Genomic DNA, 22443 nt, shown 5'->3' on the forward strand with positions numbered 1-22443 from the left:
CCGGGCCGCATGGACCCTGCATCGACCACGAGCACGACCGCGACCGCGCCGCCCAGCGAGCCGGACTCTCCCCGCGACCTGACGAAGCCCTCGTGGACCTACATCGCCCGCAAGACGTGGCGGGAGTTCTCCGCCGACCAGTGCACCGACCTGGCCGCGGCCCTGACCTACTACGCCGTTCTCGCCCTCTTCCCGGCCGCGCTCGCGATGCTGTCGCTGCTGGGCCTCGTGGGCCAGGGACGCGAGGCCGTCGATGCGCTGCTGCAGATCCTGCGTGACACCGGCGCCGGGGGAGCGGCCGACACGCTCGAGCCGACCCTCGTCCAGCTCAGCAACTCCTCGGGCGCCGGGTTCGGCCTCGTGCTGGGGCTCGTCGTGGCGCTGTGGTCGGCGTCCGGCTACGTCGGCGCCTTCGGACGCGGGATGAACCGGGTCTACGAGGTCGCGGAGGGCCGCCCGATCTGGAAGCTGCGGCCCATCATGCTGCTCGTCACCATCGTGACTGTGGTCCTCACCGCCGTCGTCGCCCTCGGTCTGGTGCTCACCGGGACTGCCGCGCAGGCGGTGGGAGACGCCCTCGGACTCGGGTCGAGCGTCGTCACCGTCTGGAACATCGCGAAGTGGCCCGTGCTGCTGCTGGTCGTCATGTTCGTGGTGGGCCTGCTCTACTACGCGACGCCCAACGTGAAGCAGCCCGGGTTCAGGTGGATCAGCGTGGGGGCCGCAGTGGCCATCCTCATCTGGATGCTGGCGTCCGCGGCGTTCGGCTTCTACGTCGCCAACTTCGGCAGCTACGACAAGACGTACGGCTCCCTGGCAGGGGTCGTGGTGTTCCTGCTCTGGCTCTGGATCACCAACCTCGCCCTGCTCTTCGGGGGCGAGCTCGACGCCGAGCTCGAGCGGGCCCGCGAGCTGCAGGCCGGGATCGCCGCGGAGGAGGAGATCCAGCTGCCGGCGCGTGACACCCGCAAGAGCGACAAGGCGGCCGAGAAGGAGCGGGCCGACCAGCTCCGGGGCCGTCGACTGCGCGAGACACGGGGGCGCGACTCCGACCCGCACGACGCGGGACGCACCCGATGAGCCGGTCGCCCCTCTCCCGCACGACCACCGTCTCGCGACCTCAGGTCGACCTCGCGGTGTTCGAGGGTGGCAACCGGGACGGGCAGACCCTGGTGATGGTCCACGGCTGGCCGGACACCCACCTGATGTGGCGTGGCGTGGCGGAGTGCCTCGAGTCTGAGTTCCGCCTCGTCGCCTACGACACCCGCGGGCAGGGGGAGTCGGCGACGGCCGCGCCCGACGCTGCCTTCACGCTCGACGAGCTGGCCGACGACCTGTTCGCCGTGCTCGACGCCGTCAGTCCCGCGTCGCCGGTGCACGTCCTGGCCCACGACTGGGGGTCGATCCAGGCGTGGGAGGCGGTGTGCCGCGCCGGTGCCGAGGACAGGATCGCCTCGTTCACGTCGATGAGCGGGCCGAACCTGGCGCACGTGGCGTCCTGGGTACGCCGGACCCTGAGCCACCCGAGCCCCCGCGGGCTCGTCGACGTCCTCACCCAGGCCGTCTCGTCGTCCTACGTGCCCTTCTTCGTCTCCCCGCTCGCTCCTCCGGTGCTCGAGAGGCTCGTCGACCGGGAGCGATGGCGGACCTTGCTGCGGGTGTCCGAGGGTCGTGCGCCGGTCCCGGACGCCCACGCGGAGTCACTGGTCCGCGACATGGTGGGTGGCCTGCGCTACTACCGCGCGAACCTCGTCGGTCGTCAGGATCGGACCGAGGAGCAGCGGACCCGCGTCCCCGTCCTGCAGCTCGCGTTGACTCGCGATCCGGCGGTCCGCCCGGCGACGCTGGCGGCCAGTGATCCCTGGACCGACGTGCTCGAGCGGCGAGGGCTTCCCTACGGCCACTGGGTCGCCCTCACGCACCCCGAGGTGGTTGCGGATGAGGTCGCTCGCCACGTTCGAGACCGCGCGCCAGCGAGGTAGCCGTTCCCGAGGCGCATGCGAGTCCGCACGTGATGGGTACGGGGCGTGCTCGCTCACCGACCTCGGAGGAACTGCCCATGAGTCCCAAGAAGCCTGTCGCCACTGCCAAGAAGGCTCCCAAGAAGGCTCCCAAGAAGGCTGCCAAGAAGGCTGCCAAGAAGGCCGGCGACGTCGTCGAGGCGGTCGCCCAGGCTGTCTCGCTCGTGGACAAGCCGGTCCCCGGCGCTCCGGGCAGCGAGCCGCCGGCGTTCGAGGAGCCCACCGAGCCCCGTACGCCGCCCGCGCCGAAGCCCGACCAGGCGGGTCCTCAGGTGGTGAGCGCGACCGGCGAACCGGCCGGCGACGACGAGCTGGTCCGTGCCCAGCACGGCGAGTTCCTGACCACTTCGACCGGGCTCCGGCTGCGCGACACCGACCACTCGCTCAAGGCGGGTCCTCGCGGTCCCACCCTGCTGCAGGACCACCACCTGCGCGAGAAGATCACTCACTTCGACCACGAGCGCATCCCCGAGCGCGTGGTTCACGCACGTGGCGCCGGCGCGCACGGCGTCTTCGTCGGCTACGGGACAGCCGACGCGGTGAGCCTGGCCGAGTTCCTCGGCGAGGGCGTGGAGACGCCGGTGTTCGTCCGCTTCTCCACCGTCCTCGGGTCCCGGGGCTCCGCCGACACCGTCCGTGACACCCGAGGGTTCGCGACGAAGTTCTACACCGAGCAGGGCACCTTCGACCTCGTGGGCAACAACATCCCGGTCTTCTTCATCCAGGACGGCATCAAGTTCCCCGACGTCGTGCACGCGGCCAAGCCGCACCCCGACCGGGAGATCCCGCAGGCGCAGAGTGCCCACGACACCTTCTGGGACTTCGTGTCGCTGCACACCGAGGGCCAGCACCACACGATGTGGAACATGTCCGACCGCGGGATACCGAGGTCCTACCGCACGATGGAGGGCTTCGGCGTCCACACCTTCCGGTGCCTCAACGCCGCCGGCGAGACGTCGCTGGTGAAGTTCCACTGGAAGCCGCGGCTCGGCGTCCACTCCTTGGTGTGGGAGGAGGCGCAGTTGCTGGCCGGGCTCGACCCCGACTTCCACCGCCGAGACCTCTACGACGCGATCGAGTCCGGCGCGCACCCCCAGTGGGAGCTCGGCGTCCAGGTGTTCCCGGACGTGCCGGAGCAGGTGTTCGAGGGCATCGACCTGCTCGACCCGACCAAGATCGTGCCGGAGGAGCTCGCACCCGTGCAGCCGATCGGCCTGCTGACCCTCACCGCCAACCCGACGAACTTCTTCGCGGAGACCGAGCAGGTGGCCTTCCACGTCGGCCACCTCGTGCCCGGCATCGACGTGACCGACGACCCGCTGCTCCAGGCGCGGTTGTTCTCCTACGTCGACACGCAGCTGAGTCGGCTCGGCGGGCCGAACTTCAACCAGATCCCGATCAACCGGCCGCACGCGCCCGTGAACGACATGCTGCGCGACGGGTTCCACCAGCACGCCGACCACACCGGGGTGGCGCCCTACCGGCCGAACTCGCTCGACGGCGGCTGCCCGTTCCATGCCGGAAGCACGGACGGCGCGTTCACCGACGTGCCCGTGACGGTGCCGGCCGCGTCGAAGGTGCGGGAGAACCCCGCGTCGTACGACGACCACTTCAGCCAGGTGCGCCTGTTCTGGACGAGCATGACCCCCGTCGAGCAGGAGCACATCGTCAGCGCCTACTCGTTCGAGCTCGGGAAGTGCTACGAGCAGGCGATCAAGGAACGCCAGCTGGTGGCGCTCGCCAACATCGACGACGAGCTGTGCTCGCGTGTCGCCCAGGGGTTGGGCCTGCCCGCCCCTGAGCGGACCATCGAGTACGACGAGCCCGAGCCGAGCCCCGCGCTCTCGCAGGTCGGGGAGATCTGGCCCACCGACGGCCGGATGGTCGGCGTGGTCGTGGACCCGGCCGGCGACCTCGAGGCCGTGGCCGAGATGCGCGAGACCCTGCTGGCGGCAGGCCTGTTGCCGCTGCTGATCGCTCCCCACGGTGGCGACCTGGGGAACGGGCTCGTGGCGCAACGGACCTTCGCCACGGCGCGGTCGGTCGAGTTCGACGCGATCGTCGTTGCCGGCGCTGCCCCGCCGGCGCCGGACGCAGTGCCCGCCCGTGACGCCAAGGCCGGAGATGCGTCCACCGTCGCCAGCGACCCGCGCGTGGGCCTGCTGGTGGAGGAGTGCTTCCGGCACAGCAAGTCGATCGCGGCCTTCGGTGAGGGCAGATCGATCCTCGACGAGCTCGCGATCAGCGGTGCCGGCGTGACGACCAGTGACGACGCCGCCGACGTGGTGGACGACCTCATGACGCTGCTGGGTGCGCACCGGGTCTGGGAGCGGTTCGCGACGACGGTCTGAGTGAGGGGCGGTGGCTCACCCTACGGCGAGCCACCGCCCGAGCTCGTCTCGGCGCACCAGTCCGCGCTCCTCGAAGGCCTCGAGCCATCCCAGCATCGGGGAGATGCCCCAACGGCTGCGGAAGACCTCGGCGTTGCGCACGATGTCGGCGACGTGCTCGACCGGCGGCCGGGAGATGGGGTGCCACTGGTGGAAGGCGCGTGCGGCGCCGACCCAGCCCAGGTCGAGGCCGACGCTGAGGGCCACCCTCGCGAAGTCTGTGTCCTCGCCGCCGTAGCCGACGTAGTCCTCGCAGAACCCGCCGCTGCGGCGCCACGCCTCGGCGGAGCAGGCGAACGACAAGGACCAGAAGAGGTCGGGGTCGGCGCCGCGCAGCCGCTCGCCGACGGCCGGGGAGGGCCGCGCCGGGTGCGGCGAGTCGAGGTCGCGGAGCGCGGTCAGGTCGTAGCCGTCGGCCGGCGGCGGGTCGAGGTAGGTGACCGGCCCGGACCAGATGGTGTCGGGCTCCGCGGCCGCGACGTCGGCGTACGCCTCGACCAGCGCCTCGTCCGCGAGGCAGTCGACGTCGAGGAAGACCAGCGTCCGGGCGCCCCGGTCCAGGGCGACCTGCGCACCGCGGTTGCGGGCTGCGGCCAGGGGGAGCCCCAGAGGCGTGGTCGGGAGGGAGGCGCTGCACCAGTCGGTGGCGGACAGGGCCGGGTCGTCGATGGCAACGACGACGTGGTCCACCTCGGCAGCACCCGCCGTGAGCGACGCCCGCTGCCTGGCGAGGTGGTCGTGCCGGCGGTGGACGACGGTGACCACGGCAGCGGTCATGCGGCCCCTCCCCGGGCGATCACCTGGTCCACCACGGCGGCGATGCGTCCGGGCGCGCCACCGTCGCACCAGTCGGTCCATCCCTCGCCGTCCAGGAAGAGCGCTGCATCGAGCAGGTCGTCCCAGCCGATGTCCGGCACCCAGTCGACGACCACGGCGGGCCACCCGTCGGCCAGCGCCGACGCGGTGACGTGCTGCTCGTGGAAGGGGCGCTGCGCGGGCACCACGACGGCCGGCACGCGCAGCGACGCGACCTCGGCCAGCGAGTTCTGCCCGGGGTGCAGCACCACGACGTCCGCGTCCGCGAGCACCGCGACCGGGTCCGCGTGCCACGACCCCAGCGATCGGCTGAGCACGCTCCAGTCCCAGCTGGGTGTCTGCTCCTGGGCGCGGGCGACGACATCGGCGGTGAAGCCGTCACCCCCGGTGCCCGCGAGGAGGACGACGTGTGGCCGATGGCGGTGCGAGGGGGCGCGGCGCGGGGCGACGGGGAACCGCGACACGGCCCCCACGGCGTGGAAGCGGTCGGCAGGCACCGTCGGCAGGCCCGGGAGGAGCCGGCGCGTCCACCCCTGCGGCCACGCGCCGACGAGTGCGGTGGCCGCGCCGAAGCCGAGGAGGTGGGGGGAGTCCGTACGCCGCCCGGGTGCGGTGAGGGCGACCACCGGGGTGCCGTGGAGCCGGGCGAGCAGGCACACCTCGATCGACTGGTCAACGACCACGGCCTGCGGAGTGTGGCACTCGATCCACCCCGAGATCGCGGCCATTCGCCCGCGGAGCCCCGCGTCGTCCAGCGGCGCCCAGTGCAGGAGGCCCTCGGCGGTGACGTCGGCGTCGGCGTACGTCGAGGCACCGTCGTCGCGGGGCAGCTGCACCCACGGACCGGTCCAGCCCTCAGGCCGGGGCAGCGACGACAGCCCGGTCACGGGACCCGGCAGCTGCGGGGCCACGGTCATCGCCCGGTGGAGGTGGCCGGTGCCGTGGTGGTGGACGTAGTAGCCGATCATGCCGCGAGCCGGCCGGGCCGCACCTCGGAGTAGAGCTGTTCGTAGCGGTCGACCATCCGCTCCAGGGAGAGGTGGGCGAGCGCGTGCTCGCGACACCGCCCGCGATCCAGCTCGAGGGCGTCGCGCATCGCGCCCGCCAGCAGCCTGACGTCACCGGCAGGTGCCAGCCGGCCGGTGTCGTCGGTCAGCACCTCGGGCAGCCCGCCGCGGGCGTAGGCCGCCACCGGGGTCCCGCACGACAGTGCCTCGGCGGCCACCAGGCCGTAGGGCTCGTCCCACGCGGGTGTCACGGCCGCGACGCTCGAGCTCCCGACGAGGGCCGCCAGCTCGGACTGCGCGAGGTGGCCGGCGTACATCGCGTCACCGCCGAGCAGCGGCTCGACCTCACTGCGGAAGTAGTCGAGGTCGAGGATCGGACCCGCCAGCACGATCGGGATGCCGGCGAGGCGGGCGGCGACGACGGCGTCGTGGGGTGCCTTCTCCGCGACCAGCCGGCCCGACCACACCGCATGCCCGCCACCGCGACCCGTCGGCCAGGCGGTGACGTCGATGCCGTTGAGCACGCACGTGCTCGGCGTAATCGAGGCCCAGGACGCCGCCGTGAAGCGGGAGACGGCGGCGAAGGTGCTGGTCCCCCCGTCCAGCCGCACCGCGGACTCCAGCCACCACAGCGGCGGGGTGTGCAGCGTGGTGAGCATCGGCATGGGCAGCGACCTGGCCATCGCGACGGGCAGGTAGTGGAGGCTGTTGTTGTGCAGCACGTCGAAGCGATCCCCTGCCGCGGCGAGCTCCAGCATGAGGGCGAGGTATGCGTGGTGCTCGGCCAGCTCGACGTACGGCGGAGCGCCGTGGTCGTGGCGCCCGGCATGGTCCGGCAGGGCGTCGACCGCGAGCTCGACGACCCCCAGCGTCGGATCGGATCCTGGTGCGGCGAAGACCGCCACCTCATGTCCGCGCCGGATGAGCTCACGGGCCAGGTGCCAGGTCATCGACTCGAGCCCGCCGGTGAACGGCTCACCGATGGGGAAGCGGCTGTTGGCGACCAGGCAGATCCGCAGCGGATCGATCGCACTCGACGCGGTCATCGACCGAGCACCCGGTAGAGCTCCTCGTGCATCCGGGCGACCTCGCGCCGCTGGGCGGTGCGCTCGTCGATGGTCGCTCCGAGGCGCGGGCGCTCGGTGTGGGCGCGCACGACCGCGTCGCGCAACGAGTCGGCGTCGAAGGTGTCGCCATCGTTGGTGTAGGAGAGGCACGGCCCCTGCTCGGCGTAGAAGCCGCAGGTGGGAGCCAGGACCGTGGTCTGCAGGTCACGGCACGCCTCGAGCCACCCCGAGTGAGTGCCGAAGGTGTAGGGCAGGACCGACAGGTCGAGCGACGACAGGTAGGCCCAGAGGTCTTCGTCGGAGTAGTAGTCGTGGACGTGCAGCTCGAGCCGCTCGGCCGCCGCCTCCCGGCGCAGCCAGGCCGACAGCTCCTCGTCCCGGCGCGCGCCGTCGGGGTCGAGGATGTCGCGGTGGCAGTTGACCTGCAGCACGGCGTCGTCGAGGCCTGCCACCGTCTCGACGAGGGTGGGCAGGATCCGCATCGGATCCATGTTGGCGCGCAGGCTCTTGAGGTGCAGGCCCACCCGGAACGGACGGTGCCGCCAGAGGGGTCGTACGGTCAGCGCTCGGGTGATGGTGGGCAGGTCCACGACGTGCGGGTGGGGGATGACCGTAACCTCGTGCCCCCAGCGCGACCGGATCTCGCGTGCCGCCCCGGGGGTGAGCGTGATGACGGCGTCGGCGGCGGGGACCAGCACGTCGAGCTGCTCGTCGTGCAGACGACGGTCGTGGTGGTGCGGGTTGCGCAGGTCGTGCACGGTGAACACGAACGGCTTGCCCCGCCCGCGCAGCACCCGGGTCAGCGTCTCCAGGCGCTCCGGGGGACAGGAGTCGAACCCGAAGTGGAGGTGGAAGACGTCCAGGTCCGCCTGCCTCGCCCACTCCGGGTCGAGCATCACCGGCGGCCACCAGGTCGCGCCGGCGGGTCGGTCGGGGTCCTCGGGAGAAGGGTCAGGGAGTCGGACCGCACCTCTGCCGTTCAGCGGCGCGAGGTGACGGACGTAGACGTGGCCCGACGGCACTGACGCAACCGTCACTGGCCGGGCGCCGGACAGCTGCTTCCCGGACTGCGCAAGTGTCATGCGTCCGGGTACCCCGAAGCGTCCACGGGCATCCGTGCACAGCAGGTGGGAAACCGGGGTGAGCGGGCCCTGGACCGGCCGATAGCATCGCGGGGAGATCGCGCGTGGACATCCGTCGCCCGCGCCCAGCGCCCACCCGAGCTTCAGAAGGAGCCCACGTGTCCGACATCAAGGTCGCCCGCATCCACGCCGGTCAGCGTGCGGAGACCACGGTCACGACGGGCACCAAGGCCTGGGAGCTCTTCCGCGACGACGCCGACGTGGTCGCCGCGCGGGTCGGTGCCCCGGGCGAGCAGAGCCTCAAGGACCTGGCCTACGAGCTCCGTGACGGCGACGAGGTCGAGGGGGTGGCCATCGACAGCCCCGACGGCCGCGACATCCTGCGCCACTCGACCGCGCACGTGATGGCCCAGGCCGTGCAGCAGATCTGGCCCGACGCCAAGCTCGGGATCGGACCGCCCATCGAGAACGGCTTCTACTACGACTTCGACGTCGAGACCCCGTTCGTGCCCGAGGACCTGGTGAAGATCGAGTCCGCGATGCGGAAGATCATCAAGGAGAACCAGCGCTTCGAGCGCCGCGTCACCACCGATGCCGATGCCCTCGACGAGCTCAAGGACGAGCCCTACAAGCTCGAGCTGATCGGGCTCAAGGGCGGTGCGGGTGCCGACGACACCGAGGGCGCGGCGGTGGAGGTCGGTGCCGGTGAGCTCACCATCTACGACAACGTCGGCCGCAGCGGCGAGGCCAAGTGGTCCGACCTCTGCCGTGGTCCGCACCTGCCGACCACCAAGCGCATCCCTGCCTTCAAGCTGATGCGGAGCGCCGCGGCCTACTGGCGCGGCGACGAGAAGAACAAGCAGCTCCAGCGCATCTACGGCACCGCGTGGGAGACCAAGGAGGCACTCGAGGAGCACCTCCACCGGATCGAGGAGGCCGAGCGGCGCGACCACCGCAAGCTCGGCCGCGAGCTCGACCTCTACTCGTTCCCGGACGAGATCGGCTCCGGGCTCCCGGTCTTCCACCCCAAGGGCGGCGTGATCAAGCGCGAGATGGAGGACTACGTCCGTCAGCGGCACATCGAGGAGGGGTTCGAGTACGTCGGCACCCCCCACATCGCCAAGGAGGGGCTCTTCTACACCTCCGGGCACCTGCCCTACTACGGGGAGGGCATGTTCCCGGCCCTCGACGTGGACGGCATGGACTATCGCCTGAAGGCGATGAACTGCCCCATGCACAACCTCATCTACCGCTCCCGGCAGCGCTCCTACCGCGAGCTGCCGCTGCGGCTCTTCGAGTTCGGTTCGGTCTACCGCCACGAGAAGTCCGGAGTCGTGCACGGCCTGACCCGGGTCCGCGGATTCGCCCAGGACGACTCCCACTCCTACGTCACGCCCGAGCAGGCGCCGAGCGAGATCAAGCACCTCCTCGACTTCTGCCTCGGTCTGTTCCGCGACTTCGGACTCAACGACTTCTACCTCGAGCTCTCGACCCGCGACGACTCCAAGCCGGACAAGTTCATCGGCTCCGACGAGGACTGGGCGATGGCCACTGAGGTGCTGCGCCAGGTCTGCGAGGAGTCCGGACTGGAGCTCGTGCCCGACCCCGGTGGTGCCGCCTACTACGGGCCCAAGGTGTCGGTGCAGGCGCGCGACGCGATCGGTCGTACGTGGCAGATGTCGACCATCCAGTACGACTTCAACCAGCCCTCGACCGACCGCTTCAACCTGGAGTACGTCGCCGCCGACGGCACCCGCCAGCAGCCGGTGATGATCCACTCCGCCAAGTTCGGCTCGATCGAGCGTTTCATCGGCGTCCTCGTCGAGCACTACGCCGGCGCGTTCCCGCCCTGGCTCGCTCCCGTGCAGGTGCAGGGGATCCCGATCGCCGAACGCCACAACGACTACCTCTTCGACATCGCCAGGCAGATGAAGTCGCAGGGGCTGCGGGTCGAGGTGGACGACTCCGACGACCGGATGCAGAAGAAGATCCGCAACGCGCAGCTGGCCAAGGTCCCGTTCATGATGATCGCCGGCGACAACGACGTGGAGGCCGGTGCCGTCTCGTTCCGCTACCGCGACGGCCGCCAGGACAACGGCGTACCCCTCGCCGAGGCGATCGAGCGGGTCGCGGCTGCGGTGGCGTCGCGCGAGCAGGTCTGAGCCTGCCGTGGAGAGGGCGGGGGACGTCTTCGAGCTGCGGTTCGAGCCGCGGGACCGGCGCGGGTTGCGGCTGCTCGCCGCGACGATCTGGCAGGCGGTCACGCTGGCCGACACCGTCCCGGGCAACGACGCCGGCGGGGCCGGCGGCACCTACGTCGTGACCCGACGCGCCGACCGCACGGAGCTGGTGCGGGTGGACGTCACGCACGAGGAGATCGCCGCGACCCGGGCGCACCTCGAGCGCCAGCTGACCGAGCTGTCCCCTGGGGAGCTCGAGGCAGCCTGGAGCAGCGACGGCGACGGCGACGGCGACGCCCACGAAGGACCGCAGTGATGGACACGACGGCCCGACGCCCGATCGTCGACCTGACCGACGCCGAGGCCCGCCTCAAGCTCCCGTTGAAGTGGGGAGTCCCCGAGGGCGTGATCCCGGCGTGGGTGGCGGAGATGGACTACGCCGTCGACCCGGTGGTGCTCGAGGCCGTGCAGCGGATGCTCGCCGACGGCATCACGGGCTACCCGATCTTCGGCTGGGACGTCGACCTGGCGGAGTCGTACGCAGGCTGGTCCGAGCGACACTTCGGCTGGGCGCCGGAGCCGGCCGCCGTGCACCCCGTGGTCGACGTGACCGCCGGGGTACGGGTGGCGATCGACGTGCTCAGCGGTCCGGGCGGAGTGGTCTTCCCGACGCCCGGCTACAACGCGCAGCACGGCCTGGCCCAGGTGACCGGTCGCGAGGAGCTCCTGCTGGAGCTGCCGACCTCCGCGGAGCGGGCCGAGATTGACCTCGACCGGCTCGACCGGCTTTTCGCCGCCGGCGCGCAGACCCTGCTGCTCACCCAGCCGCACAACCCGTGGGGGCGGGTGTTCTCGCGGGCCGAGCTGGAGGGGATTCGCGACGTCGTGGTCCGGCACGGTGCCCGCGTCGTCAGCGACGAGATCCACGCACCGCTGGTGCTTCCCGGCGCCGAGCACGTCTCCTACCTCTCGGTCGAGGGCACGCACGACCACGCCGTCGCGGTGGTGGCGGCGTCCAAGGCCTTCAACACCGCCGGCCTGCGATGCGCCCAGCTCGTGGTGCCCGACACGGCGGCACGGAAGCGGCTGGCGGACCAGCCGATGTCGCGCAACGACTCCTACTCCCCGCTCGGCGTCACGGCCGCACGGGCGGCGTACGACCACGGCGACGGGTGGCTCGCCTCGCTGGTCGAGCGGCTCGACCAGCAGCGCACCCTGCTCGGCGAGCTGCTGGCCACGCACCTGCCCGAGGTGCGGATGCGTCCGCTCGAGGCGACCTACCTCGCGTGGCTGGACGCCTCGGCCTACGGCCACGACGACGCTGCTGCGGTGGCGCTGCAGCGCGGCCGGGTGATGGTGAGCAGCTGTACGTCCTTCGCGCCGGGCACCACTGGCCAGGTGCGGCTCAACGTCGCCACCTCGCCCGGCCGGTTGACCGAGATCGTCGAGCGGCTGGCGGGGGCCTGGCGGTAGGTCGCCGGTTTCTGTTCGGTGGCTGGAGAGCGAGCGGTGCGAGCCTCGAACCCCGCCCAGGCGGGACGGCAATCTTGAGGTTTCCTGGACTCGCAGGCGGGGTCGGGTGTCAGTGGGTTTCCGTAGACTCGAACACATGATCGAGAGGCTGGAAGCAGTACCCGGGACCGAGGTCGACGACGACCTCACCGCCGCCGGCCTGCTGGCCTCGATCCGCTCCGCCCGGACGGCCGAGGACGCGGCCGCTGCGCGCCAGCTCGACCTCGCGGCCCGGTGGGCGGACCTGCATCCGCCGGAGTCGATCCACTCGGCCGCGACGTTCACCAGTGGTCGTGGGATCGGGATGGAGGTCGAGGAGCCCATCGCGGGGGAGGGCTGCCCGACGGTGGCGGAGTTCTGTGTCGCGGAGCTCGGCACCGTGCTGGGGATCTCGACGGTGTCGGCGAAGCGGCTGATCGGGCATGCCCTGGAGCTGCGGCACCGGCTGCCCCGGTTGTGGACCCTGGTCCAGTCGGGTCGGGTCGCGCCGTGGCGGGCCCGGTTGGTGGCCGAGGCCACGATCCACGCCACCCCGTCGCTGACTCCTGAGGCGGCCGGGTGGGTCGATGCCCAGGTCGCGGCCGTGGCCGGGCGCATCGGTCCCGCCCAGCTGGACCGGCTGGTCGCCGAGGCGATCAAACGGCACGAGCTCGCCGCCTACGATCCGGCGGCGGACCCGGAGGACGGCTACCTGTCGGTGGACCCGCGCCACGTCACGGTTCACGGCGAGGACGTCCACTTCGCCGGCACCGTACGGATCGAGGCGGAGGTCGACCTGGCCGACGCCCTCGACGTCGACCGGGCACTCGTCCACGGCGCCGAGCTGCGCAAAGCACTCGGCTCCACCGAGTCCCTCGACGTACGCCGCGCCCAAGCCCTCGGCGACCTCGCCCGCACCCAGACCGCCCTCGACCTGCACTCCCAAGGCCGGGCAGCCACCCCGAGCACACAGGACGGCCTGCCCGCAGCGCGGGAGGTGGTGCTGCACGCCCACTTCGACGCCCGCTCCGTGGAGGACGGGGACACGGTGTTCGGTCCGACCGGGCGGCTCGAGGAGGGCCAACGGCTCCTGCTGCTGGAGCAGGTCCGGTCCTGGTGCGGCGACTCCCGGACGAAGGTGACCGTCCAGCCCGTCATCGACCTCAACGCTCACCTCGAAGCGCCCGGCTACGAGGTTCCCGACCGGATCCGTGAGCAGATCATTCTCCGAGACACGACCTGCGTGTTCCCGTTCTGCACCCGCCCCGCACGTGGCTGCGACGTCGACCATGTCATCGAGTACGACCACGACGCCGAGGCCGAGGGCCGGCCCCAGCCCGGCCCCACCCTGACTCCCAACCTCGGTGCGCTGTGCCGGTTCCACCACCGCCTCAAGACCCACACCGCCTGGCACTACGACGTCATCGGACCCGGCGAGTTCGAGTGGACCAGCCCCCACGGCCACCGCTACCGCCGCGACCCCACCGGCACCACCCCACTCGACCCACTGGTCATCCCGCGACCACAGCGACCATGACCCCGCCCCGCACCCCGCCGCTCTACCGAGGGCGGGGCCACACGTCTGTCCATGCGCGGCAGTCGGGACGCTGGGCGGCAGGGCGGGCGTGCAGCAGCTCGACTGACCGCACTGGGACACGCACGCCTCGCCGCCTGACGGTCGTCACTCGAGCCATGGTGGCCGAGAAGCTGACCCTGACGCGGGTCGGCACGCATGAGTCGACCGATCGGCACGCCCTGCTCTCGTGCCCAGCCGCTAGACGCGGCTAGCCTCAATAGGTGGCCGACGTACCTCCGGAGCTGACACAAGACGCGGACGGCCCCGTAGAGCCTCAACTCTGGCATCGGTACGGGATGCAATCCACGATCAGCAGGGCGGGGCTCGATCCTGCACTGACCTCGGCCCAGAATAAGGCGTTCGAAGACGCCTGGGACGTCCTGGTCGTGCGGGAGGAGTGGCGCGCATGGGTCCGCGAACACCTCATCCCGCCCTCGCCCAACCTCATCCTCCTGATCAGGCCCGGACTCAACGCCAGACGGCTCCGGAAGACGAAGACCGGTGTATCCATGCACCTACCTGCCAGCGAGGTCCACGAGGCAGACGGCTCCGGCGACCTCATCTCGCTCTACCTCGACGTCATCTACGCCATGTACTTGAAATGGGCTCAGACGAGCGCTTGCCCGCCACCTCCGCGCCTGCCGACCTGATCAGACCTCCTTGACGTACCTCCGGCACGGCGAGGTCCACGTCCGCCCACCCGCGATCACCTCGTAGGGCAGCTCGCCGTTGTCGCGCCAGCCGCACTTCTCGTAGAACCGTCGTGCCCGGGCGTTGCCTTCGACCACGGCCAGCCAGGCCTCGGGGTGGCCGGCCGCCGCGACCTGGCCCTCGGCCTCGGCAAGCAGCTGGGCGGCGACACCGGAGCCGCGAGCGTCGGGTCCCACGAAGAGCTGCTCGACCTCATCGCCCACCACCGTCACGAAGCCCATCAGCTCATCCGCCTCGTCGAGCGCCACCGTCGTGTCTGCCACCCGCGTCGGTGTGCGGGCGTGGAAGGCCTCGAGCGTGCGCAGCGCGGTCAGCCCGTCGGGCACGTGTCCCGCGTGCCCTGCGTGCCAGCCCTCGTGCCACAGGTCGGCGACGGCAGCCATGTCGGCCCCGGTCGCCGGACGGATCAAGTTCATGGACGCATCCTCCCGTGAACTCCTTGCACCTGAGCCTTGTACGGGCAGACCGACGAGAGGAGATTGGGTCGAGCCGGTGGCGCCACCGGGGCGTCGCCTCAGAAGGGATGGTGTGCCGTGGTGTATGCACGCTCGACGTCGATCCAGGGTGATCCGGGCCGGATGGACGAGGGCATCAGATTCGCGCGGGAGGAAGTCATGCCGGCCCTGACCGGCATGGAGGGCTGCATCGGCATGTCGATGCTGGTCAATCGCGACACCGGACGCGGCATCGTCACGTCGTCGTGGATGTCGCAGGACGCGATGCGGGCCACTGACAGCCAGGTGGGTTCGCTCCGAGCCCGCGCTGCCGAGATCATGGGCGGCGAGGTGGACGTCAAGGAATGGGAGATCGCGGTCATGCACCGCGAGCACGAGGCGCGTGAAGGCTCGTGGTGCCGAGTCACCTGGCTGACGTGTCCTCCTGCCGAGGTCGACTCCACCGTCGAGTTCTTCCGGGACACGGTGATGACCCGCCTGGAGGAGGCCGAGGGGTTCTGCAGCGCGAGCATGATGGTCGACCGCGAGAGCGGTCAGTGCTGCGGGACTGCGCGCTTCGAGAGTCGCGAGTCCCTCGAAGCCACGCGGGAGATGGCCCAACGGATGCGCGACCAGCGCAGCCGTGAGGGCAACGTCCAGTTCGGCGACATCGAGGAGTGCGAGCTCGTGATCGCCCACCTGCGCGTTCCTGAGCTGGTCTGAGGGAGCACGAGAGGCGCATGCCGGCGATCGGGCCCGCGCCCGACCGTCGGCAGTGCGCAGGTTCAGCGGCCCTGGAACGCCGTGATCGCCGGGTTCTGGATCACGCCGTCCCTGATCTCGATCGCCCGGCTGATCGTCTCGTCCGCGTCCCACGCCTCGGGCCCGGACAGCACGGTCCCGATGAAGGGCAGCAGCGCCTCGCTGTTCTCCCAGGTGGCGGAGCTCCAGAGGTAGGACGGGCTGTGGTCGACCGCGTAGTAGTGGACCCGGTCGGCGACGGTGAACATCGGCTCGTCGAACGTCGTCGGCTTCGCCCACGAGAAGCCCATGCCCTCGTCGCACGAAACGTCCACGACCAGGCTGCCCACCCGGAAGTCCGCGAGGTCCTCGGTCCGGAGGTAGGTCAGCGGCGCGGCTGTGTCCTGGAGGGTGCAGTTGACGACAATGTCGTTCTCGGCGAGGTACGGCGCCAGCGGCACCCGGCCTTGGTCGGTGATCACCTGGCTCGCGCCCGGGTTGTCGGGGTCGTGGTCGAACTGGCGGATCCGCACCGAGTGGATGGGCGAGCCCACGGCAGCGACCCCGCGGGTCGTCAGGACTGCGACGTCGCCGACGCCGTGGGCCTTGAGGGCCGTGACCGCGCCGCGGGCGGTGGCACCGAACCCGATCACGACGGCGCTCAGCCGGCGTCCGTAGTCACCGGTGATGCCGACGAGCTGCATGGCCTGGAGCACCGAGCAGTAGCCGGCGAGCTCGTTGTTCTTGTGGAAGACGTGGAGGCCGACGTGGCCGTCGGACGTCCAGTGGTTCATCGCCTCGAAGGCGATCAGCGTCAGCTCGCGGTCGATCGCCAGCTGGGTCATCTCGGTGTCCTGGACGCAGTGCGGCCACCCCCAGAGGACCTGTCCGGCGTGCATGGCGGCGACGTCCTCGTGCTGGGGCTTCGGCAGCACCACCACGTCCGAGTCGCGGAGGATCTCGTCGCGTGACGCGAAACCGGCCACGTGCGGGGCCAGGTCGTCGTCGCCGAAGCCGAAGCGTTCGGCGTACCCGTGCTCGAGCGTCGTCCGCGCGGCGATGCCGGGGCCCAGGCGCGAGAGGTGCTCAGGATGCAGGGGGAGGCGGTGCTCGTTCTCCTTGGCGGACGTGCCGATGACGCCGAGGCTGAGCAGGCTCACTTCTTCTTCGGGGGCATCAGGGGCTCGGCGATGCCGCTCTTCCCGGCCGCCTTGGCGTGCTTGTCGGCACGCTTCTCCTTGATGGACTTGCCGGACTTCTTGGACATGCCTTGCCGCGGCGATTTGTCGCTCATCGGGGCTCCCTGGTCGGAAGCCTGGATGGCTCCGTGCGGCCACAGTACGCCCAACCCTAGGATCGCCCGCATGAGCGAGGAGAGCCCCGACGGACTCGAGCGCATCTGGACGCCGCACCGGATGGCCTACGTCCGCACCGCCGTCCAGGACGAGGGTTGCCCGTTCTGCGCGATCCCGGGCCACCCCGACGAGGAGTCGCTCGTCGTCGCGCGGGGGGAGGCGACGTACGCCGTCCTCAACCTGCACCCCTACAACCCGGGCCACCTGATGGTGCTGCCCTACCGTCACGTCGCGGACCTCACCGACCTCACCGAGCAGGAGGCGACGGAGCTGATGACGATGACGCAGCGGGCGCTGCGCACCATCCGCGCCGTCAGCCGTCCGCACTCCTTCAACGTCGGGCTCAACCTGGGCACGTCAGCCGGCGGGTCGCTCGCCGACCACCTCCACCAGCACGTCGTGCCCCGCTGGACGGGCGACGCCAACTTCATCACGGTCGTCGGCGGTACGAAGATGCTGCCGCAGCTCCTCGCCGAGACCCGCGGCCTGCTGGCCGAGGCCTGGCTGCGCGCGTGAGACCCCACTCGCTCGCGGCCGACGCCGCCCTGGCCGCCGACCTGGTGCGGGAGGCGGCGCTGCTGGCTGCCCGGATCCGCGTCGAGGGGCTCGACGTGTCGCGCAAGACCAGCGGCTCCGACATCGTCACGCAGGCCGACACGGCCGCGGAGCGGCTCATCGTGGCGCAGCTCACGGCCGAGCGACCCGACGACGCGATCGTGGGGGAGGAGGGCGCCTCGCGCCCGGGCACGTCGGGCCGCACGTGGGTGATCGACCCCGTGGACGGCACCTACAACTTCTCGCGCGGCAGCGACTGGTGGTGCAGCGCGATCGCGCTCCACGATGCCGACGACGTGCTCCTCGGCGCCGTTCACCATGCCGCGTCGCGCCAGACCTGGGTCGGGGGTCCCGACCTGCCCAGCACGTGCGACGGCGAGCCCTTGGGTCCGCTGCCCGACACGCCCCGCGAGGCCCGCTGCGCGGTCACCTACCTGCACCCACCGTTCTACGAGAGCGGGGTGGGAGAAGCGTTCGCCCGCGCGCTCGGGCAGGTCGGCACCCTGCGGATGCTGGGGTCGGGGACCATGGACCTGATGGCCGTCGCCTCGGGTCAGTGGGACGTCCTCTTCCAGCACTCCGTCGCCGACTGGGACCGACTGCCGGGTGCCGCGATCATCCGCGGCACCGGGGGCGCGTCCGTCGTCGTGCCCGCCGCGGGGGTGGACTGGACCGTCACCGGGGCGGCGAGCGCCGTGGAGGACGTGCGGTCCGCCCTTCTCGGCAACCGGTAGCCTGCGCCCGTGCTCGACAGGTTCAAGCAGTTCTGGCAGGGCGTCATGCTCGCGCCCTTCATCAACCTCTTCATCAGGCTGGGGATCAGCCCCGACGTGGTGACTGTCGTCGGCACGCTCGGGGTCAGCGCGGGCGCGTTGGTCTTCTTCCCGCTCGGCCTGGTCTGGCAGGGCGTGCTGGTCATCACCGCGTTCGTCTTCAGCGACCTGGTCGACGGGGCGATGGCACGCAAGATGGGCCGCAAGGACAACTTCGGTGCGTTCCTCGACTCCACGCTCGACCGGATCGCCGACGGGGCCCTCTTCGGTGGCCTGGCGCTCTACTTCGCATGGCACGCCGAGAGCCGCCTCTACCTCGTGCTCTGCCTCGTCATCCTGGTCATGGGTGCGGTGACGTCGTACGCCCGCGCCAAGGCCGACCACCTCGGCTACGACGCCAAGGTCGGCATCGCCGAGCGCCCGGACCGCCTCGTGGGCATGCTCGTCCCGGCGTTCTTCGCCGATGTCCTCGACCTGCCGGTCCTGCTCCAGGTCGCGCTGTGGGCACTGGCGATCGCCGCGACCGTGACGGTCGTCCAGCGGATCTGGGTCGTACGCCGTCAGGCCCTGGCACGGGCGGCGTCCCAGGGCTGATCCCGGGGTCGGAACCGCCGCCGCTGCGCCGTAGGATCGAGTCATGGCTGAGCACACCCCCGAGACCCCCATCGAGCACGGCACCAGCCGCGTCAAGCGCGGCATGGCCGAGATGCTCAAGGGCGGCGTCATCATGGACGTCGTCACCGCAGACCAGGCGAAGATCGCCGAGGACGCCGGCGCGGTCGCCGTGATGGCCCTCGAGCGCGTCCCGGCCGACATCCGCGCGCAGGGCGGCGTCTCCCGCATGAGCGACCCCGACATGATCGACGGCATCATCGAGGCCGTCTCGATCCCCGTCATGGCCAAGGCCCGCATCGGCCACTTCGCCGAGGCGCAGGTCCTGCAGTCGCTCGGCGTCGACTACATCGACGAGTCCGAGGTGCTCACCCCGGCCGACTACACCCACCACATCGACAAGTGGGCCTTCACGGTCCCCTTCGTCTGCGGTGCCACCAACCTCGGCGAGGCGCTGCGCCGCATCACCGAGGGCGCCGGGATGATCCGCTCCAAGGGCGAGGCCGGCACCGGCGACGTCTCCAACGCCGTCACCCACATGCGCACCATCCGCGGCGAGCTCAACCGGCTGCACGGCATGGCCGAGGACGAGCTCTACCTCGCCGCGAAGGAGCTCCAGGCCCCCTACGAGCTGGTCAAGGAGGTCGCGGCCGCCGGCAAGCTCCCGGTCGTGCTCTTCACCGCCGGTGGCATCGCCACCCCCGCCGACGCGGCGATGATGATGCAGCTCGGTGCCGAGGGCGTGTTCGTCGGCTCCGGCATCTTCAAGTCCGGCAACCCCGCCCAGCGCGCCGAGGCCATCGTCAAGGCCACCACGTTCTTCGACGACCCCGACGTGGTCGCCAAGGTCTCCCGCGGCCTGGGCGAGGCCATGGTCGGCCTCAACGTCGACGAGATCCCCCAGCCGCACCGCCTGTCCGAGCGCGGCTGGTGACAAGGGTGGGCGCCGCGCCCACCATCGGCGTGCTGGCGCTCCAGGGCGACGTCCGCGAGCACCTCGCCGCACTGCGCTCGCTGGGTGCCGACCCGATCTCCGTACGCCGACCGGCGGAGCTCGCCGCCTGCGACGGGCTGGTCGTCCCGGGCGGGGAGTCGACGACGATGATCAAGCTCGCCACGATCTTCGACCTGCTCGAGCCGCTGCGCGAGGCTGTCCGCGGAGGGCTGCCCGCCTTCGGGACCTGCGCGGGCATGATCATGCTCGCCGACCGGATCGAGGACGGGACAGTGGGGCAGGAGACCATCGGCGGCCTCCACATCACGGTGCGCCGCAACGCCTTCGGGCGCCAGGTCGACTCGTTCGAGGAGGACCTCCACGTCGACGGGCTCGCCGACCCGGTGCGCGCCGTCTTCATCCGCGCGCCCTGGGTGGAGGCCGTCGACGACGACGTCGAGGTCCTGGCTCGGGTCGAGGCCGGACCCGCCGCGGGTAGGATCGTCGCGGTCCGTCAGGGCCCGCTGATGGCGACCTCGTTCCACCCGGAGGTCGGCAGCGACGACCGCGTCCACGGCATGTTCGTGGACCTGGTGCGCTCGTCCTGACGCGTCGTACGAGCTCAGCACCGCACCTGCATCTCCACCCGTGACACTGCACCCGATCCGATAGAGGGACTCATGTCAGGCCACTCCAAGTGGGCAACGACCAAGCACAAGAAGGCCGCGATCGACGCCAAGCGCGGCAAGCTCTTCGCCAAGCTGATCAAGAACATCGAGGTCGCGGCCAAGCAGGGCGGCGGCGACCCGGCCGGCAACCCGACGCTCTACGACGCCATCCAGAAGGCGAAGAAGAGCTCGGTCCCCAACAAGAACATCGACTCGGCCCTCAAGCGCGGCTCCGGCGCCGAGTCCGGCGGGGTCGACTACAAGACGATCTCCTACGAGGTCTACGGCCCGCAGGGCGTCGCGATCCTGGTCGAGTGCCTCACCGACAACACCAACCGTGCCGCGATGGAGGTCCGCACCGCCGTCACCCGCAACGGCGGCACGATGGCCGACCCCGGCTCGGTCTCGCGCCTGTTCACCCGCAAGGGCGTCGTGACGGTGCCGAAGTCGCAGGAGGACCGTGAGGTCACCGAGGACGACGTCCTCGAGGCGACGCTCGACGCCGGTGCCGAGGAGGTCAACGACCTCGACGAGGCCTTCCAGGTGCAGAGCGAGGCCACCGACGTGGTCGCCGTGCGCACCGCCCTCCAGGACGCCGGGATCGACTACGACTCCGCCGACGTGGAGTTCGTCGCGAGCCTGGAGATCCCGGTCGACGCCGACGGCGCCGGCAAGGTCATGCGCCTCGTCGACGCGCTCGAGGACCTCGACGACGTGCAGGACGTCTTCACCAACGTCGACATCCCGGCCGACGTGCTGGCCGAGCTCGAGGCCGCCGACGCCTGAGCCCGGGCCGGGGCGCCGCGTGTCGTACGCCGTCCCGCGCCCGCGGCGGGTTAGCGTGATCCGGACGAACATGTGTTCGGACGGACCGGCTGGCGAAAGGTGTGAGGCGTGCGCGTGCTCGGCATCGACCCGGGTCTGACCCGCTGCGGCGTGGGGGTCGTCGACGGCAGTGTCGGACGCCCGCTGACGCTGGTCGACGTCGGCGTGATCCGCACCAGCTCGACGCTTCCGATCGCCCAGCGCCTGGTCACCATCGAGCGCGGCCTGGACGCCTGGATCGAGGAGCACCGCCCCGACGCCGTCGCCGTCGAGCGGGTGTTCGCGCGCTCGGACTCCAGCACGATCATGGGCACCGCGCAGGCCAGCGGGATCGCCCTCGTGGTCGCCGCCCGCCGCGGCCTGCCGATCGCCATGCACACCCCCAGCGAGGTCAAGGCCGCCGTCTCCGGCAACGGGCGCGCCGACAAGGCCCAGGTCGGAGCGATGGTCGTCCGCATCCTGCGACTGAGCGAGCTTCCCAAGCCCGCCGACGCCGCGGACGCGCTCGCCCTGGCCATCACCCACGTCTGGCGCGGGGGTGCCCAGTCACGCATCGACGCAGCAGTGGCCGCGACTCGACGACCAGTGAGGACCCGATGATCGCCTTCGTCCGCGGCGAGGTCGCCGCCGTCACGCTCAACAGCGCCGTGCTCGAGGTGGGCGGTGTCGGCCTGGAGCTCATGTGCACGCCCGGCACGCTCGCCACGCTGCGCGTCGGCCACCAGGCGATGCTGCCGACCAGCATGGTGGTGCGCGAGGACAGCCTCACCGTGTTCGGCTTCCTCGACGACGACGAGAAGCAGGTCTTCGAGATCGTGCAGACCGCGTCGGGCGTCGGACCCAAGGTCGCCCAGGCGATCGTCGCGGTGATGAAGCCCGACGACGTACGCCGCGCGATCGCAGGGGAGGACGTCAAGGCGCTGACCCGGGTCCCGGGCATCGGGCAGAAGGGCGCCCAGCGCATCATCCTCGAGCTCAAGGACCGCATCGGACCGCCCGTCGGCGCCCACCAGGCCGCTGTCGGCGCGCCCCCGTCGGCGCCGTGGCGCGACCAGGTGCACCAGGGCCTCGTGGGCCTGGGCTGGTCGGCCAAGGAGTCCGAGAAGGCCGTCGAGGCCGTCGCGCCCGAGGCCGGCGACTCGCCCGACGTCGGCGCCCTGCTGCGCGCAGCACTGCGCACGCTGAGCCGGGCCTGAGCGAGGACG

24 protein-coding genes are annotated in these 22443 nt (G+C 71.2%); 17 read left to right on the top strand and 7 right to left on the bottom strand.

Annotated elements, in window-relative coordinates:
- The first annotated feature begins 9 nt into the window (after nt 1-9).
- The 3 genes from J3P44_RS15730 to J3P44_RS15740 all read left to right on the top strand — a co-directional run bounded on the left by J3P44_RS15730 (nt 10) and on the right by J3P44_RS15740 (nt 4372).
- A complete protein-coding gene (locus J3P44_RS15730; RefSeq protein WP_255891377.1) occupies nt 10-1080 on the top strand; it encodes a YihY/virulence factor BrkB family protein in 1071 nt (356 codons plus the stop codon).
- The gene (locus J3P44_RS15735; RefSeq protein WP_255891378.1) at nt 1077-1982 is read left to right on the top strand and encodes an alpha/beta fold hydrolase; all 906 of its coding nucleotides are present in this window, start codon (nt 1077-1079) and stop codon (nt 1980-1982) included. Before J3P44_RS15730 ends, J3P44_RS15735 begins: the two co-directional genes overlap by 4 nt.
- A 77-nt stretch (nt 1983-2059) precedes the next feature.
- Complete coding sequence (locus J3P44_RS15740) at nt 2060-4372, top strand: catalase (protein WP_255891379.1); 2313 nt, start codon at nt 2060-2062, stop codon at nt 4370-4372.
- Between the two features lie 15 nt (nt 4373-4387).
- On the opposite strand, the gene J3P44_RS15745 is transcribed toward J3P44_RS15740, so the two are convergent.
- From J3P44_RS15745 to J3P44_RS15760, 4 genes are read right to left on the bottom strand one after another with little or no spacing between them, the layout of a single operon-like run.
- On the bottom strand, nt 4388-5188 hold the full coding sequence (locus tag J3P44_RS15745; protein ID WP_255891380.1) for a glycosyltransferase family 2 protein: 801 nt from the start codon (nt 5186-5188) through the stop codon (nt 4388-4390).
- Complete coding sequence (locus tag J3P44_RS15750) at nt 5185-6195, bottom strand: glycosyltransferase (RefSeq protein ID WP_255891381.1); 1011 nt, start codon at nt 6193-6195, stop codon at nt 5185-5187. Before J3P44_RS15750 ends, J3P44_RS15745 begins: the two co-directional genes overlap by 4 nt.
- Nucleotides 6192-7280: a glycosyltransferase gene (locus J3P44_RS15755; protein ID WP_255891382.1), complete on the bottom strand. Its 1089-nt coding sequence runs from the start codon at nt 7278-7280 to the stop codon at nt 6192-6194. The genes J3P44_RS15750 and J3P44_RS15755 overlap by 4 nt, the downstream gene beginning before the upstream one ends.
- Nucleotides 7277-8383, bottom strand: coding sequence for a glycosyltransferase (locus J3P44_RS15760; protein ID WP_255891383.1), 1107 nt, complete (start codon nt 8381-8383; stop codon nt 7277-7279). The genes J3P44_RS15755 and J3P44_RS15760 overlap by 4 nt, the downstream gene beginning before the upstream one ends.
- 158 nt (nt 8384-8541) lie before the next feature.
- On the opposite strand from J3P44_RS15760, the gene thrS reads away from it, so the two are divergent.
- From thrS to J3P44_RS15785, 5 genes are all read left to right on the top strand, one after another.
- Nucleotides 8542-10545, top strand: a complete 2004-nt coding sequence (gene thrS, locus J3P44_RS15765) for a threonine--tRNA ligase (protein ID WP_372496586.1) — start codon at nt 8542-8544, stop codon at nt 10543-10545.
- Nucleotides 10546-10552: 7 nt separating this feature from the next.
- Nucleotides 10553-10879, top strand: a complete 327-nt coding sequence (locus tag J3P44_RS15770; protein WP_255891384.1) for a hypothetical protein — start codon at nt 10553-10555, stop codon at nt 10877-10879.
- The gene (locus J3P44_RS15775; protein ID WP_255891385.1) at nt 10879-12036 is read left to right on the top strand and encodes a MalY/PatB family protein; all 1158 of its coding nucleotides are present in this window, start codon (nt 10879-10881) and stop codon (nt 12034-12036) included. The genes J3P44_RS15770 and J3P44_RS15775 overlap by 1 nt, the downstream gene beginning before the upstream one ends.
- A gap of 136 nt (nt 12037-12172) precedes the next feature.
- On the top strand, nt 12173-13591 hold the full coding sequence (locus J3P44_RS15780; RefSeq protein ID WP_255891386.1) for an HNH endonuclease signature motif containing protein: 1419 nt from the start codon (nt 12173-12175) through the stop codon (nt 13589-13591).
- A 260-nt stretch (nt 13592-13851) separates the two neighbouring features.
- Nucleotides 13852-14280, top strand: a complete 429-nt coding sequence (locus tag J3P44_RS15785) for a hypothetical protein (protein WP_255891387.1) — start codon at nt 13852-13854, stop codon at nt 14278-14280.
- On the opposite strand, the gene J3P44_RS15790 is transcribed toward J3P44_RS15785, so the two are convergent.
- On the bottom strand, nt 14281-14757 hold the full coding sequence (locus J3P44_RS15790; RefSeq protein WP_255891388.1) for a GNAT family N-acetyltransferase: 477 nt from the start codon (nt 14755-14757) through the stop codon (nt 14281-14283).
- 120 nt (nt 14758-14877) lie between these two features.
- Here J3P44_RS15790 and J3P44_RS15795 point away from each other — a divergent pair, with 120 nt between their 5' ends.
- Nucleotides 14878-15498, top strand: a complete 621-nt coding sequence (locus tag J3P44_RS15795) for an antibiotic biosynthesis monooxygenase (protein WP_255891631.1) — start codon at nt 14878-14880, stop codon at nt 15496-15498.
- Nucleotides 15499-15560: 62 nt separating this feature from the next.
- On the opposite strand, the gene J3P44_RS15800 is transcribed toward J3P44_RS15795, so the two are convergent.
- Together J3P44_RS15800 and J3P44_RS15805 are read right to left on the bottom strand one after the other, a co-directional pair.
- Nucleotides 15561-16676, bottom strand: a complete 1116-nt coding sequence (locus tag J3P44_RS15800) for a N(5)-(carboxyethyl)ornithine synthase (RefSeq protein WP_255891389.1) — start codon at nt 16674-16676, stop codon at nt 15561-15563.
- On the bottom strand, nt 16673-16810 hold the full coding sequence (locus J3P44_RS15805; protein ID WP_255891390.1) for a hypothetical protein: 138 nt from the start codon (nt 16808-16810) through the stop codon (nt 16673-16675). The genes J3P44_RS15800 and J3P44_RS15805 overlap by 4 nt, the downstream gene beginning before the upstream one ends.
- Nucleotides 16811-16880: 70 nt before the next feature.
- Here J3P44_RS15805 and J3P44_RS15810 point away from each other — a divergent pair, with 70 nt between their 5' ends.
- The 8 genes from J3P44_RS15810 (at nt 16881) to ruvA (ending at nt 22434) form a co-directional block, all read left to right on the top strand.
- On the top strand, nt 16881-17387 hold the full coding sequence (locus J3P44_RS15810) for an HIT family protein (RefSeq protein ID WP_255891391.1): 507 nt from the start codon (nt 16881-16883) through the stop codon (nt 17385-17387).
- Nucleotides 17384-18160: an inositol monophosphatase family protein gene (locus tag J3P44_RS15815; RefSeq protein ID WP_255891392.1), complete on the top strand. Its 777-nt coding sequence runs from the start codon at nt 17384-17386 to the stop codon at nt 18158-18160. Before J3P44_RS15810 ends, J3P44_RS15815 begins: the two co-directional genes overlap by 4 nt.
- A 9-nt stretch (nt 18161-18169) precedes the next feature.
- On the top strand, nt 18170-18793 hold the full coding sequence (gene pgsA / locus J3P44_RS15820; protein WP_255891393.1) for a phosphatidylinositol phosphate synthase: 624 nt from the start codon (nt 18170-18172) through the stop codon (nt 18791-18793).
- Between the two features lie 43 nt (nt 18794-18836).
- Nucleotides 18837-19745, top strand: coding sequence for a pyridoxal 5'-phosphate synthase lyase subunit PdxS (gene pdxS, locus J3P44_RS15825; protein ID WP_255891394.1), 909 nt, complete (start codon nt 18837-18839; stop codon nt 19743-19745).
- Between the two features lie 5 nt (nt 19746-19750).
- Nucleotides 19751-20353: a pyridoxal 5'-phosphate synthase glutaminase subunit PdxT gene (gene pdxT, locus J3P44_RS15830; protein ID WP_255891395.1), complete on the top strand. Its 603-nt coding sequence runs from the start codon at nt 19751-19753 to the stop codon at nt 20351-20353.
- A gap of 72 nt (nt 20354-20425) precedes the next feature.
- A complete protein-coding gene (locus tag J3P44_RS15835; RefSeq protein WP_255891396.1) occupies nt 20426-21199 on the top strand; it encodes a YebC/PmpR family DNA-binding transcriptional regulator in 774 nt (257 codons plus the stop codon).
- 108 nt (nt 21200-21307) lie between these two features.
- Nucleotides 21308-21838: a crossover junction endodeoxyribonuclease RuvC gene (gene ruvC, locus J3P44_RS15840; RefSeq protein WP_255891397.1), complete on the top strand. Its 531-nt coding sequence runs from the start codon at nt 21308-21310 to the stop codon at nt 21836-21838.
- Nucleotides 21835-22434 carry a Holliday junction branch migration protein RuvA gene (gene ruvA / locus J3P44_RS15845; protein WP_255891398.1) on the top strand — a complete coding sequence of 200 codons (600 nt, stop codon included), beginning with the start codon at nt 21835-21837 and terminating at the stop codon, nt 22432-22434. Before ruvC ends, ruvA begins: the two co-directional genes overlap by 4 nt.
- The last annotated feature ends 9 nt before the right edge of the window (nt 22435-22443 follow it).

It is taken from the genome of Nocardioides astragali (assembly GCF_024436375.1).
Classification (GTDB): domain Bacteria; phylum Actinomycetota; class Actinomycetes; order Propionibacteriales; family Nocardioidaceae; genus Nocardioides; species Nocardioides astragali.

Bases quoted from the DNA above. Each gene is read 5' to 3' on its own strand.
- J3P44_RS15740 (WP_255891379.1), top strand. From the start codon at position 2,060: ATGAGTCCCAAGAAGCCTGTCGCCACTGCCAAGAAGGCTCCCAAGAAG.
- pdxS (WP_255891394.1), top strand. From the start codon at position 18,837: ATGGCTGAGCACACCCCCGAGACCCCCATCGAGCACGGCACCAGCCGC.
- J3P44_RS15755 (WP_255891382.1), bottom strand. From the start codon at position 7,280: ATGACCGCGTCGAGTGCGATCGATCCGCTGCGGATCTGCCTGGTCGCC.
- J3P44_RS15735 (WP_255891378.1), top strand. From the start codon at position 1,077: ATGAGCCGGTCGCCCCTCTCCCGCACGACCACCGTCTCGCGACCTCAG.
- J3P44_RS15750 (WP_255891381.1), bottom strand. From the start codon at position 6,195: ATGATCGGCTACTACGTCCACCACCACGGCACCGGCCACCTCCACCGG.
- J3P44_RS15835 (WP_255891396.1), top strand. From the start codon at position 20,426: ATGTCAGGCCACTCCAAGTGGGCAACGACCAAGCACAAGAAGGCCGCG.
- J3P44_RS15775 (WP_255891385.1), top strand. From the start codon at position 10,879: ATGGACACGACGGCCCGACGCCCGATCGTCGACCTGACCGACGCCGAG.
- J3P44_RS15760 (WP_255891383.1), bottom strand. From the start codon at position 8,383: ATGACACTTGCGCAGTCCGGGAAGCAGCTGTCCGGCGCCCGGCCAGTG.
- ruvA (WP_255891398.1), top strand. From the start codon at position 21,835: ATGATCGCCTTCGTCCGCGGCGAGGTCGCCGCCGTCACGCTCAACAGC.
- J3P44_RS15790 (WP_255891388.1), bottom strand. From the start codon at position 14,757: ATGAACTTGATCCGTCCGGCGACCGGGGCCGACATGGCTGCCGTCGCC.
- J3P44_RS15745 (WP_255891380.1), bottom strand. From the start codon at position 5,188: ATGACCGCTGCCGTGGTCACCGTCGTCCACCGCCGGCACGACCACCTC.
- J3P44_RS15730 (WP_255891377.1), top strand. From the start codon at position 10: ATGGACCCTGCATCGACCACGAGCACGACCGCGACCGCGCCGCCCAGC.
- J3P44_RS15780 (WP_255891386.1), top strand. From the start codon at position 12,173: ATGATCGAGAGGCTGGAAGCAGTACCCGGGACCGAGGTCGACGACGAC.
- J3P44_RS15810 (WP_255891391.1), top strand. From the start codon at position 16,881: ATGAGCGAGGAGAGCCCCGACGGACTCGAGCGCATCTGGACGCCGCAC.
- J3P44_RS15805 (WP_255891390.1), bottom strand. From the start codon at position 16,810: ATGAGCGACAAATCGCCGCGGCAAGGCATGTCCAAGAAGTCCGGCAAG.